The 12,150-nt window shown below is 71.4% G+C and carries 14 protein-coding genes; 7 read left to right on the forward strand and 7 right to left on the reverse strand.

What is annotated here, in order from left to right; genetic code table 11:
• Position 1: 1 nt before the first annotated feature.
• Entirely contained in the window at positions 2-328 is a 327-nt protein-coding gene (locus HNR40_RS28220) for a YrdB family protein (protein WP_246509573.1), read from the reverse strand.
• Between the two features lie 139 nt (positions 329-467).
• Here HNR40_RS28220 and HNR40_RS28225 point away from each other — a divergent pair, with 139 nt between their 5' ends.
• Positions 468-1,181 (forward strand): TetR/AcrR family transcriptional regulator, encoded by a 714-nt coding sequence (locus tag HNR40_RS28225; RefSeq protein WP_184966554.1) that lies wholly within the window; start codon positions 468-470, stop codon positions 1,179-1,181.
• Here HNR40_RS28225 and HNR40_RS28230 read toward each other — a convergent pair.
• The 4 genes from HNR40_RS28230 to ddaH all read right to left on the reverse strand — a co-directional run bounded on the left by HNR40_RS28230 (position 1,147) and on the right by ddaH (position 5,857).
• Positions 1,147-1,743 (reverse strand): TetR/AcrR family transcriptional regulator, encoded by a 597-nt coding sequence (locus HNR40_RS28230; RefSeq protein ID WP_184966555.1) that lies wholly within the window; start codon positions 1,741-1,743, stop codon positions 1,147-1,149. The genes HNR40_RS28225 and HNR40_RS28230 overlap by 35 nt on opposite strands.
• 9 nt (positions 1,744-1,752) lie before the next feature.
• Complete coding sequence (locus HNR40_RS28235) at positions 1,753-3,135, reverse strand: MFS transporter (RefSeq protein ID WP_184966556.1); 1,383 nt, start codon at positions 3,133-3,135, stop codon at positions 1,753-1,755.
• A gap of 109 nt (positions 3,136-3,244) precedes the next feature.
• Positions 3,245-4,951: a 2-isopropylmalate synthase gene (leuA, locus tag HNR40_RS28240; RefSeq protein WP_184966559.1), complete on the reverse strand. Its 1,707-nt coding sequence runs from the start codon at positions 4,949-4,951 to the stop codon at positions 3,245-3,247.
• Between the two features lie 162 nt (positions 4,952-5,113).
• Positions 5,114-5,857 (reverse strand): dimethylargininase, encoded by a 744-nt coding sequence (ddaH, locus tag HNR40_RS28245; RefSeq protein ID WP_184966561.1) that lies wholly within the window; start codon positions 5,855-5,857, stop codon positions 5,114-5,116.
• A gap of 38 nt (positions 5,858-5,895) precedes the next feature.
• Between ddaH and HNR40_RS28250 the strand changes: the two genes are divergently transcribed.
• The 5 genes from HNR40_RS28250 (at position 5,896) to HNR40_RS28270 (ending at position 10,594) form a co-directional block, all read left to right on the forward strand.
• Positions 5,896-6,141 carry a DUF2630 family protein gene (locus HNR40_RS28250; RefSeq protein WP_184966563.1) on the forward strand — a complete coding sequence of 82 codons (246 nt, stop codon included), beginning with the start codon at positions 5,896-5,898 and terminating at the stop codon, positions 6,139-6,141.
• A 42-nt stretch (positions 6,142-6,183) separates the two neighbouring features.
• Positions 6,184-7,149, forward strand: coding sequence for a GNAT family N-acetyltransferase (locus HNR40_RS28255; protein ID WP_184966565.1), 966 nt, complete (start codon positions 6,184-6,186; stop codon positions 7,147-7,149).
• Between the two features lie 109 nt (positions 7,150-7,258).
• Positions 7,259-8,575 carry an MFS transporter gene (locus tag HNR40_RS28260; RefSeq protein ID WP_221340943.1) on the forward strand — a complete coding sequence of 439 codons (1,317 nt, stop codon included), beginning with the start codon at positions 7,259-7,261 and terminating at the stop codon, positions 8,573-8,575.
• Positions 8,576-8,585: 10 nt separating this feature from the next.
• Positions 8,586-9,251 carry a response regulator transcription factor gene (locus tag HNR40_RS28265; RefSeq protein WP_184966568.1) on the forward strand — a complete coding sequence of 222 codons (666 nt, stop codon included), beginning with the start codon at positions 8,586-8,588 and terminating at the stop codon, positions 9,249-9,251.
• Positions 9,248-10,594, forward strand: coding sequence for a sensor histidine kinase (locus HNR40_RS28270; protein WP_184966570.1), 1,347 nt, complete (start codon positions 9,248-9,250; stop codon positions 10,592-10,594). Before HNR40_RS28265 ends, HNR40_RS28270 begins: the two co-directional genes overlap by 4 nt.
• 10 nt (positions 10,595-10,604) lie before the next feature.
• On the opposite strand, the gene HNR40_RS28275 is transcribed toward HNR40_RS28270, so the two are convergent.
• Positions 10,605-10,937, reverse strand: a complete 333-nt coding sequence (locus tag HNR40_RS28275) for a carboxylesterase family protein (RefSeq protein ID WP_184966572.1) — start codon at positions 10,935-10,937, stop codon at positions 10,605-10,607.
• Between HNR40_RS28275 and HNR40_RS28280 the strand changes: the two genes are divergently transcribed.
• Entirely contained in the window at positions 10,912-11,184 is a 273-nt protein-coding gene (locus HNR40_RS28280; protein ID WP_312896537.1) for a TetR family transcriptional regulator C-terminal domain-containing protein, read from the forward strand. The genes HNR40_RS28275 and HNR40_RS28280 overlap by 26 nt on opposite strands.
• Here HNR40_RS28280 and HNR40_RS28285 read toward each other — a convergent pair.
• Positions 11,181-12,086: a TAXI family TRAP transporter solute-binding subunit gene (locus HNR40_RS28285; RefSeq protein ID WP_312896538.1), complete on the reverse strand. Its 906-nt coding sequence runs from the start codon at positions 12,084-12,086 to the stop codon at positions 11,181-11,183. The genes HNR40_RS28280 and HNR40_RS28285 overlap by 4 nt on opposite strands.
• Positions 12,087-12,150 lie beyond the last annotated feature (64 nt).

The raw sequence follows: 12,150 nt of genomic DNA on the forward strand, positions 1-12,150 counted from the left end.
ATCAGGCCTGCTTCCAGATGAGGCGGAGAGCCGCGTTGACGGCGAAGAGGATCGCGAAGACGGCGGCCGGAGTGGCCGCGCCCGCGGCGTAGAGTGCGGCGGCCCCGCCGCCGAACCAGAGGATCTCCAGGACGCCCCGCCAGATCCCGGTGGCCGGGAAGGTGGCGTTGACGCCGCCACCGGCGCCGAACAGTGCCCAGGCGGTGATGAAGAGGGCCGGCGCGCCGAGCCCGGCGAGCGTGTTGATGATCCAGTTCGAGCTTACGGTGAAACCCCAGTATCCGACGGCGGCGATGACGCCGAGTTCCAGGAGGAACATCAGCAGCATATTCGCGTTCTTCAACATCTCGGGGGCTCCACTCGTCGTACCTGCCGTTCGCTTACGAGAGCAATGCTCTCTCAAAAGAGCACCAGTCGTCAAGAGCGGTGCTCTCGTTTATTCTCACCGCTCTGGTAACGTGCCGTGTATGACCGCTAGCAGGACCGCGAGAGAACGTGTCAGAGCCGAACTCACCAAGGAGATCGCCGACATCGCCCGGCGCCAGCTCGCCACGGAAGGGGCGGGCGGGCTGTCGTTGCGCGCCGTGGCCCGCGAGATGGGCATGGTCTCCTCCGCCATCTACCGCTACTTTCCCAGCCGGGACGACCTGCTGACCGCCCTGATCATCGACGGCTACAACGCGATCGGGGAGTGCGTGGAGCGGGCCGACGCCGCCACCGACCGGGGCGATCATCTGGGCCGCTGGCTGGCGGTCTGCCACGCCGTACGCGACTGGGCGCTGGCCAACCCCCACGAGTACGCCCTGTTGTACGGCTCGCCCGTGCCCGGCTACCAGGCGCCGATGGACACCGTGGAGGCGGCGATCCGCGACACGGTCGTCTTCGGCCGCATCCTGTCCGACGCCAACGAGGCGGGCGCCCTCGATCCCCCGGGCATCGCGCCCGCTCCCCCGCCGTCGCTGGCCGAGGACGCCGCGCTGGTGCGCTCCCTCATGCCGGGGATCTCCGACCTGGGCGTCTTCCGCGCGATCAACGCCTGGACCGGACTGTTCGGCTGGGTCAGCTTCGAGCTGTTCGGCCAGTTCAACAACACGCTGGACAACCGCAGGACCGCCTTCGAGCACTGCATGCTCAACAACGCCGCGCTCATGGGGCTGGGCATCCCAGAAGCGGCACGATGATCTCGTCGACCACCTCGACGATGAGCGTGTCGGGGATCGGCGGCCCGTTGAACAGGAAGTGCTGCCTGATCATCGCCTGACCCACGTCCAGCCGCCTCGGGGTGACCGCACCGGCCTCGACCTCGCCACGCTCGACCGCGCGGCGTACCACCTCGTGCATCATCCTGCGCCCCGCGCCCTGAGAGTTCTCGCGCAGCGTGGCGGCCTGGCCGCGGTCGCCGAGCGCCTCGCTCAGCAGCCCCCGCATGGCCTCGCCGGGCGCTCCGTCCAGCGCGGCCGAGGTATGGCGGAGCAGGGCCAGCAGGTCGCCGCGCAGGCTGCCGGTGTCGGCCACGTCGGCGGGGTCGGGCAGGACGGAGTAGACCGCCGCCATCACCAGCTCCAGCCGGGACGGCCAGCGGCGATACAGCGACGCCTTGCCGGTCCTGGCCCGCTCGGCGACCCGTTCCATGGTCAGCTTGGCGTAGCCGACCTCGGCCAGCTCGTCGAGCGTGGCCTCGAAGATGGCGGCGTGCAGCGCCTCGCCCCGGCGGCGGGGCTGTTTGCGGTGGTCGGTGACCATGGATGCATCCTATGGAGCCTCGCCGACCGTGCCCGCGTCTCCGGCCACGATGGCCTTGCCACCCTGGCGAGCGATATGGGCCCGGGTACGCAGCGGGCGTACCGGCAGTGCGAGCGCCAGCAGGAACGCCACCCCGAGCAGCGGCGCCATCATGGCGAAGACGGGCGGCACGGCCTCGGCGAACCCGGCTCCGGCCAGCCGCAGCGTGATCAGGGCCCCGACCACCGCCACCCCCGCCGACGCCCCGATCTGCCGCAGGAACGTCACCGCCGAGGTCGCCGTGCCGAGGTCGGCGTGGGCGACGGTGTTCTGCGCGACCAGCACCATGACCTGCATGACGAGCCCGACGCCGAGCCCGGTCAGCAGCATCACGGCGGCGATCGCGGCCGCGCCCTCCGCGACAGCCAGCAGCCCGAGGCCGAGCGCGGCCAGAAGAGCCCCCACGACGGGGTACGGCTTGTAGAGCCCGGTCCTGGTGATCAGGCGGCCGGAGACGATCGTGGTGGCCAGCACGCCGCCCATCAGCGCGGTGACCAGCAGCCCGGCCTGGGTGGCCGTGGACCCGAGCGCGATCTGCAGGTAGGCGGGCATGTAGGTGATGGTGCCGAACAGCGCGAACCCGATCAGAAAGCTGATCGCCACCGGCACCGCGAAGCCCCGGTCCCGGAACAGCCGCAGCGGCAGGATGGGATCGGCCGCCCGCCGCGCCGTGAACAGCCACGCGCCCGCGCCCACGGCCGCGACCGCGAGGTAGACCGGCTCTCCCGTCTGCCCGAGCAGCACCATCCCGACCACCGCCACGGCCAGCGTGAGCGCGCCCGCCACGTCCAGCGGGGCCCGCGCGCCCGGCCTGGGCAGGTGGAGCGTACGGCTGAGCACCACCAGCGCCAGCAGCCCGAGCGGCGGGTAGATCGCGAAGATCCACCGCCAGCCCACGGTGTCGATGAACAGCCCGCCGACCAGCGGTCCGCCGACGGCGGCCACGATGTAGGCGGCGCCGATGAGGCTGAGGTAGCGGCCGCGTTCGCGGGGGCTGACGAGCTCGCCGATGATGGCCTGGGCGCCGATCATCAGCCCGCCGCCGCCGACGCCCTGGAGCGCGCGGAAGGCCACGAACTGCGGCATCGATCCGGCGACCGAGCACAGGACGGCGCCGGTCACGAAGATCACGATGGCGGCCTGCATGAGGGGCTTGCGGCCGTAGCGGTCGCCCAGCTTGCCGTACACGGGCATCACGACCGTGGCCGCGACCAGGTAGGCGGTGACGACGGCGGGCATCTGGTCCAGTCCGCCGAGGCTCGCGGCCACGGCGGGCAGGGCGGGCGCCATGATCGTCTGGTCCAGCGCGCCCAGCAGCATCGCGAGCATGAGCCCGGTCAGCGTGAGCCCCATGCCGCACCTCCTTAGAGAACGTATCGTTCTCTAAGAAGAGTAGATGAAGTCCCGGTGAATGAGAAGAGCGCTCCGCCGGGGCCGGCGGAGCGCTCCGTGCGGGCGGTTCCTAGCGGGAGGCGCGGTTGACCGCGGAGATGATCGCCTTGAGCGAGGCGGTCGTGGTGTTGGCGTCGATGCCCACGCCCCACAGGATCCGGCCGTCCACCTCGCACTCCAGGTACGAGGCGGCCTTGGCGTCGGTGCCCGCGCTCATCGCGTGCTCCACGTAGTCGAGCACGCGCACCTGGATGCCGATCCCGGCGATCGCGTCGATGAAGGCCGAGATGGGGCCGTTGCCGTTGCCCTCGATCTCGCGGATCTCCCCGTCGAGGCGGATGTCGGCGCCGATGCGGTCCTGGTCGTCCACGGTCGACTCGTGGCGGTGGGCCATGAGGCTGAGGCGGCCCCAGCGGTTGCCCGGCGTGGGCAGGTACTCGTCCTGGAAGATCTCGAACATCTCGGCCGGCGTGACCTCGCCGCCCTCGGCGTCGGTGCGGGCCTGCACGACCTTGGAGAACTCGATCTGCAGGCGGCGCGGCAGGTCGAGCTGGTGGTCGGCCTTCATGATGAAGGCGACGCCGCCCTTGCCGGACTGGCTGTTGACGCGGATGACCGCCTCGTAGCTGCGCCCGATGTCCTTGGGGTCTATCGGCAGGTACGGCACCGCCCACGTGAAGGAGTCGACCGGCACGCCCGCCGCGGCGGCGTCGGCGGCCAGGTGCTCGAAGCCCTTCTTGATGGCGTCCTGGTGGGAGCCGGAGAAGGCGGTGTAGACCAGCTCGCCGCCCCACGGGTGGCGCGGGTGCACGGGCAGCTGGTTGCAGTATTCGGTGACGCGGCGGATCTCGTCGATGTCACTGAAGTCGATCTCGGGGTCGACGCCCTGCGAGAACAGGTTCATGCCCAGGGTCACCAGGCAGACGTTGCCGGTGCGCTCGCCGTTGCCGAACAGGCAGCCCTCGATGCGGTCGGCGCCGGCCATGTAGCCCAGTTCGGCGGCGGCGACGGCGGTGCCGCGGTCGTTGTGGGGGTGCAGCGACAGCACGATCGAGGCGCGCCTGCTCAGGTTGCGGTGCATCCACTCGATCTGGTCGGCGTAGATGTTGGGCGTGGCCATCTCGACGGTGGCGGGCAGGTTGATGATGACCTTGCGGTCGGGGGTGGGCTGCCACACCTCGGTGACCGCGTCGCACACCTCGACGGCGTAGTCGAGCTCGGTCCCGGTGAACGACTCGGGCGAGTACTGGTAGTAGACGTCGACGTCGCTGGCCTCGGCGAGCTTGCGGACGAGCTTGGCGCCCTCGACGGCGATGGCGGTGATGCCCTCGCGGTCCTGGCCGAACACGACGCGGCGCTGGAGCGTGGAGGTCGAGTTGTAGAGGTGGACGATCGCCTGCCTGGCGCCCTGGATGGACTCGAAGGTGCGCTCGATCAGCTCGGGCCTGGCCTGGGTCAGCACCTGGATCACCACGTCGTCGGGGACGCGCCCCTCGTCGATGATCTGGCGGACGAAGTCGAAGTCGGTCTGGCTGGCGGCGGGGAAGCCGACCTCGATCTCCTTGTAGCCCATCTTGACCAGCAGGTCGAACATCTGGAGCTTGCGGTGGGAGTCCATCGGGTCGATCAGCGCCTGGTTGCCGTCGCGCAGGTCTACCGCGCACCATCGGGGCGCCTTGGTGATCACCTTGCCGGGCCAGGTGCGGTCGGCGAGCCGGACGGGCTCGAACGCCTGATAGCGCTGGACGGGCATGGAGGTGGGCTGCTGAGCGGTCATCGAGGTGTCCTCAAAGTCGGTCCGAACGGCCGACGCGCATGGCTCGCTCCGCGACGAGGGAGCCGGCCTGCTTTTAGAGGCCCTCGCCGCGGCAGCTAAGAAGCAGCCCGCGCAGCATGCGATTCACGTTAGCAGACGTCTCGCCGTGGGCCCTCCCCGATCTCACCTGATGAGAACCGAAAGACAGGTCACACAGCCCTCCAGCTTCTCAAATTCCGAAATATCCACGCTCACTACGACAAGTCCCCTATTTCGCAGCATGCGGGCAGTTTCCGGGGCGGAGGCCGCCATCAGCACGGTCTCCTCGTCCAGGACGACCACGTGCGAGCCCGCCTCCTCCAGCGGCTCCAGCAATCCCGGCAGCTCCACCAGGGAAGGGTCGCCGATCAGCGTGCCGTCCGGCAGCGCGGTCACGGCCGACTTCAGATGCAGCACCCCGCGCAGCTCCACTGGGACCACCCGTCGGTCCAGCAGGTGCCGGGCGAGCTGGGCGATCCCCTCGTCGTTGGTGCGGGCCGAGCGCCCGACATAGACGGTCGCGCCGATCTGAAGGACGTCGCCGCCGTCGAGCGTGCCGGGCGCCTCCACGGCCACGTCACGCAACCCCTGGCCCCGCAGGGCCTCCGCCACCGCCGCGACCTCGGGCCGCCGTTCCGGCGCACCGGGCCGCGTGAGTACGGCCAGCCGCCCGCACACCACCACGGTGTCCTCCACGAACACCGCGTCCGGCAGGTCGTCGGCCCGAGGCACGTGGACCGGCCTCCAGCCCGCCTCCTCCAGCGCGCCGACATAGGCCGCGTGCTGCTCCAGGGCGAGCTCGTAGTCGACCGCCCGCCGTTCGAGATGGGTGACGATGCCCTCGGCCAGGCGCGGACCAGGTTCCCTTACCACCGCGATACCCCGCATAGGGCGTGTTCTATCACGCGCCGGTTAGAGTCAGGATCATGCAGGATAACGAGATTCTCACCAGGATCAGCTCCCTCGTCGCCGAGGAGCACGAGCTGCGCAGCCGCCTCGCCACCGGCGAGGTGACCTCGGAGGAGGAGAACGCGCGGGTCAAGGAGCTGGAAGTCGCGCTCGACCAGTGCTGGGACCTGCTCAGGCAGCGCCGGGCGCGCCGGGGCATCGGCGAGAACCCCGACGAGGCCGCCGCCCGCCCCGTCAGCGAGGTCGAGAGCTACCAGCAGTAAAACCGGTGGCGGGAGAGGGCGGGGGTACGTTTGCCTGACGGCATGAGGATCCAGCAAGTAGATCTCGACGGCCCCCTGGACGAGGTGTACACCGCCTATCGCACGGCCACCGGCCACCGTCCTGGCCCGGTCATCTCCCGGCGCCACTTCGAGTGGCTGATGCGCAAGGGCGAGCCCGGCTCCCGCGTCGAGGCGTGGGCCGTGGTCGAGGACGGCCAGGTCGTCGGCGGCGTCGGCCTGCAATACCCGCTGCTCGACAACACGCATCTCGTCGAGGTGTTCGAGGCGTTCGTCGTGCCGGGCCACCGGCGGCGGGGCGTCGGCAAGGCCCTGTACGAGCACACGAAGGACCGCGTCAGGGCCGAGGGCAGGAGGCTGCTGGTCGGCGAGACCGAGGCCGTGGGCAGCGGGGCCGCGTTCGTCGCCGCGATGGGCGGCCAGGTCGTGTTGCCGGAGGCCCGCCGTACTCTGGATCTGCGCAAGGCCGACTGGGCTGCGATCGAGGCGATGCTGCCGCAGGCCGACGGCTACCATCTGGAGCGCTTCACCGGCCCCGCGCCCGAGGAGCTTCTCGCCGATCTGGCTCAGCTCATCGGTGGCATGAACGACGCGCCGCGCGGCGCGGACATCGAGGAGATGCACTTCGACACCGACCGGATGCGGGAGTTCGAGGCGTCGATCGTGCCCAGTGGCGGCGACTCCTACGCCATGATCGCCCGCCGTACCTCCGACGGCGCCCCCGCGGGCTACACGCGCATCTACATCGAGGCCGACCGCGCCGACGGCTGGGCCCGCCAGGCCGACACGACCGTGCTCGCCGCCCATCGCGGCCGCAAGCTGGGGCTGCTGCTGAAGGTCTCCAACCTGTTGTGGCTACGCGAGAGCGAGCCGCAGGTGCAACAGGTCGTCACCTGGAACGCCACCTCCAACCGGCACATGCTGGCGATCAACGAGGCGATGGGCTTCGAACTGCTCGACGAGTGGAACACCTGGCAAACGGACGTCTGACGTTTCGCCGATGTTAAGCGCAGGTTAGATATGCGCCCGCTCCCCTTGCCCGAAGAACCTTCGGTGGAGAGGCTCTGGCCAGCACAGACGCCCCCCTGGAGGTATCCCGTTGAGCAAGGCACGCATGCCGTGGAAGAACGTCATCGGCGGTTCCGTCGGCAACCTCGTCGAATGGTACGACTGGTTCGTCTACGCGAGCTTCGCCACCTACTTCGCGGCGTCCTTCTTCCCCAAGGGTGATCCCACCGCCCAGTTGCTGAACACCTTCGGCATCTTCGCCGTCGGCTTCTTCATGCGCCCGATCGGCGGCTGGCTGCTCGGGCGCTACGCCGACCGCAAGGGCCGCAAGGCCGCCATGACCATGACGGTCACGCTGATGTCGGCCAGCGCCCTGCTGATCGCGATCGCGCCCACGTACGACATGATCGGCGGCGCCGCCGCGGTGGTCCTGCTCGTGGCCCGGCTGCTCCAGGGCATCTCGGTCGGCGGCGAGTACGCGGCCAGCGCCACCTTCCTCACCGAGGCCACCCCGCCCGGCCGGCGCGGCTTCGCCTCCAGCTTCCAGTACGTCTCGATGACCGCCGGCCAGCTCGTCGGCCTCGGCCTGCAGATCATCCTGCAGAACTCCATGACCGACGAGGCCCTGAAGTCCTGGGGCTGGCGCATCCCGTTCATCATCGGCGCCCTGGCCGCCGCGGTCGTGTTCTACCTGCGGCGCAGCCTGATGGAGACCGAGGCGTACGGCGAGGAGTCCGCGGGCGCGCACGACGCGAAGGACCGCGGCACGCTCAAGGCGCTCTTCGCGCACAAGAAGGAGTTTCTGCTGGTCATCGCCCTGACCATGGGCGGCACCGTCGCGTACTACACCTACACCACCTACCTGACCACGTACCTGTCCAACACCGCCGGGCTGTCGAAGGCGACCGCCTCGACCGTGAGCTTCTGCGCGCTGTTCATCTTCATGTGCATTCAGCCGGCGGCCGGAGCGCTGTCGGACCGGATCGGACGGCGGCCGCTGCTCATCACCTTCGGCGTCGGCTCGACACTCGGCACCGTGCCGCTCATGTACGCGCTGTCGTCGGTCAGCGGCTTCTGGAGCGCGCTGCTGCTTTCACTGGTCGGCCTGCTCATCATCACCGGCTACACCTCGATCAACGCGGTGGTGAAGGCCGAGCTGTTCCCGACCAATGTCCGGGCGCTCGGGGTGGCGCTGCCGTACGCGATCGCCAACGCGCTGTTCGGCGGCACCGCCCAGTACGTGGCGCTGTGGTTCAAGGACGCGGGCATGGAGCCCGGCTTCTACTGGTATGTGGCCGGGTGCGCCGCCGTCTCCCTCGTCGTGTACTTCACCATGCGCGAGACCCGCGATGCGGCCCTGACGCGCAGTGAGCGCGGCGTGGCCGAGGCGGTTCCCGAGCGCGTCTAACCTGGTCGGCATGCGAGTTCTCCTGGTCGAGGATGACGACCGGCTCGCGGCGGCACTCACCACGGCACTGTCGCGGCACGGGCACGAGGTCGTCCGTGCCGCGCTGGCCGTGGACGCCCTCCGCCTGGCGGGGGGCGTCGACTTCGTCCTGCTCGACCTCACGCTGCCCGACATGGACGGACTCGACGTGCTGCGCCGGTTGCGCCGCAGCTCCGCGGTGCCGCTGATCGTGGTGACGGCGCGGATCGAGGAGCGCGAGGTGCTGCGCGGGCTGCGCTCCGGCGCCGACGACTACCTCGTCAAGCCGTTCCGCACGGCGGAGCTGATGGCGCGCATGGAGGCCGTGCTGCGGCGCGGCACCCGCCCGCTGCCGGTGCGCGACGAGGTGGTGACCGTCGGGGACGTGCGGATCGACCTGGACGCCCGGCAGGTGCACGTGGCCGGTGAGCAGATCACGCTGACCAGGCGCGAGTTCGACGTGCTGGCGCTGCTGGCCCGCAGTCCCGGCGTGGTGCGCAGCCGCGAGGAGATCCTCGACGAGGTCTGGGGCGACCCGCTGCTGTCGGCCTCCCGCTCGCTCGACGTGCACGTGGCGGGCCTGCGCGCCAAGACGGGCCGGCCCGGCCTGGTCGAGACCCTGCGCGGCACCGGCTACCGCCTGGGTTCGACCGCGTGAACTCCCGGCTGGTGGTGACCTTCACCACGCTGATCGTCTTCCTCATCGCGGCGCTGGCCGTGCCGCTCGGGCTCTTCTACGCCTCGCACCGCACCAACCGGCTGCTGCTCGACCGCCGCGCGGACGCCACCCGTTTCGCCGAGCTGGCCGACCAGTCGGCGCGCGACGCCGACCACTCCGCGCTGAGCGCGGAGATCGAGCGCTACAGCGAGCTGTACGGCGCCGCCGTCCGCGTCCTCGGCCGCGACAGGAAGGTGCTGGCCGAGGCCGGGCGGATGACCGCCGACACGGGAGCGGCGACCAGGCTGGCCCTGTCCGGCCGCACCACCGAGGATCTGCCGGTCATCGGCCCGCTCGGCCCGCGGACGGTGCTGCTGGCCGAGCCGGCGGGCCGCGACGCCCAGCTGTCCGGCGTGGTGCTGTTGCAGGTCCGCACCGACAACGCCCGCACGGACGTGGCGCTGGTCTGGGGCGCGCTGGCGGTGGGCGCGCTGATCGCGCTGGCCTACTCGGTGCTGGCCGCGCGCCGCCTGGCCCGCTGGATCCTGCGCCCGGTCACCGAGCTGGACCGCACCACGCGGGCGATCGCCGAGGGCCACCTCGACGCCCGCGCCCACCCGGGCAACGGCCCGTCGGAGCTGCGCCGCCTGGAGGAGCGCTTCAACGCGATGGCCGACGCCGTCTCCGGCGCGCTGGAGCGCCAGCGGGCGTTCGTGGCCGACGCCTCGCACGAGCTGCGCACCCCGCTGACCGTGCTGTCGCTGCGGCTGGAGAACCTGGAGCCGCACCTGCGCGAGGAGGGCTCGGCCGAGTACGAGGAGACGCTGGCCGAGCTGGACCGCCTCGCGCTGCTGGTCGAGGACCTGCTGGCGCTGGCCAGGGTCGAGGCGGGCGCCGTGGCGGCCACCGCGGACACCGATCTCGCGCCGCGCCTGACGGGCTGGCGCGAGGTGTACACCGCGCGCGGCCTGACCCTGGACGTCACGATCCCGGCGGGCGCGTCGGTGCCCGAGCCGGTGGCCCGCATCGCCGACATCGCGCTGGACAACGCCCAGAAGTTCGTCCCGGCCGGAGGCAAGGTCGCGGTGACCCTCGACGACGGCGTGCTCAGGATCGCCGACGACGGCCCCGGGCTCGGAGAGGAGGAGCGTGCCGAGGCGCAGGGCCGGTTCTGGCGCTCCGGCTCCCACGCCAACGTGCCGGGCAGCGGCCTGGGCCTGGCCATCGCCGCCGAGCTGGCCAGGGCGTGCGGGGCGACGCTGAGCCTGCTGCCCGCCCACCCGCACGGCCTGGTCGTCGAGGTGGGGCTGAGCTCCGGCCGTCAGAACCAGAGCCCGCAGTGATGCCCGCCCTTCATGTCGTACGGCCGCGCCGCCCCTGGGCCGGCTCCAGCGCCCGGTCCGTCCCGTCGAGGCGCGGCCAGCGCGGGCCGCCGCCCCCGTTCGGGTCCCCGGTGCGCACCAACCGCGCCCAGTAGCCCACCACCCGCTCGGCCAGCGCCCGCTGCCCGGCGCTCTTGTCCGGCGCGTCCACGAAGTCGAACAGGGCGAACGTCTCGGCCCCGTGCGCGGTGACCTCGCCCGTGTGCGGGGCCAGCGGCCCGGCGACCGCGGGCGCGGTGGGGTCGGTGAACAGGTAGGCACGCCGGGAGCGGCACCTGGTGTTCGTCGCGTACTTCGCGCACATGCTCGCCGACCCCGCGCTGGCCGCGACGGTCCGGGAGACGCCGCCCGGCCTGCAACGGCTGCTGTGCGACATGCTCGGCCAGGGGCGCGAGCTCGGGCAGGTTGGGCCGGAGGTGGACATCCCGGCGGAGGTCGCGTTCCTGCTGGCCGGGGCCGAGGGGCTGCAGGCCGGTGTGCTGCTCGGCCAGCACACGCCCGAGCGGGCCGTGGCCCTGATCGACCACCAGCTCGGGCGGATCTTCCGCTAGCCGTAGACCGAGCGGTAGTAGCGGGCGGCGCCGGGGTGGAGGGGGACGGCGCCGGTGCCGATGGCGTAACGGCGGTCGAGGCGGCCGCCCGGGGCGTCGGGGGCCTGGAGGCGGTCGCGGCTGGCGAACAGGGTCGCGGTCAGCTCCCTGGCCAGCTCCACGTCCAGGTCGCGACGGCAGACCAGGTAGCTGGGCGTGCCCACCGTGGCCACCGGCTCGGCGGAGCCGTAAACGCCGGCCGGGAACGCGGCGTGCTCGTACAGCGGGCCGTGCGCGCGGCGCAGGATCGGCACCATCGTGTCCAGCGCGAGCAGCCGCACGTCGTCGAGGACGGCCAGCGCGGGCGTGGGCACGCCGCCCGACCAGAAGAAGGCGTCGACCCTGCCGTCGTGCAGCGCCTTGATCGACTCGTCCAGCCCCAGCTTGACCGGACGGGTGCCGGTCAGGCCCGCCGCGCGCAGCACCCGCTCGGCGGTGACGGCCGTGCCCGACCCCTCCGCGCCGAGCGAGACCGACCGTCCGGCCAGGTCCCGCGGCGCCATGACCGCCGAGCCGGCGCGCACGACCAGGTGCACGTAGTTCATGTACATGCGGGCCAGCGCGGCCACCGGCTGCCTGCGCACGCGCACCGCGTGGTCGGCGCTGTCGGCCAGCGCGAACGCGGCGTCGGCCCGGCCGTCGCTGAGCATCGCCAGGTTCTCGACGCTGGCGGCGGTCTTGAGCACGCCGACGTCGAAGCCGACCCGCCGCAACTCCGCCGCGAACCGATCCCCCAGCTGCTCGTACGGCCCGCCCGCCGACCCCGTCGCCAGCCGGATCCGCCCGCCCTCCCACTCGCCCGCGACGCACCCCGCCAGCGCCAGACCGGCGAGGGCGAGGAAGGAACGGCGCGGCAGACTCACCCCATCAAGGTATCCGCCCGGCCGAAATGGGGGTGATCCCCCGATGACCCGCGTGGCATCCTGA

This window comes from Nonomuraea endophytica, assembly GCF_014203235.1.
Classification (GTDB): Bacteria; Actinomycetota; Actinomycetes; order Streptosporangiales; family Streptosporangiaceae; genus Nonomuraea; species Nonomuraea endophytica.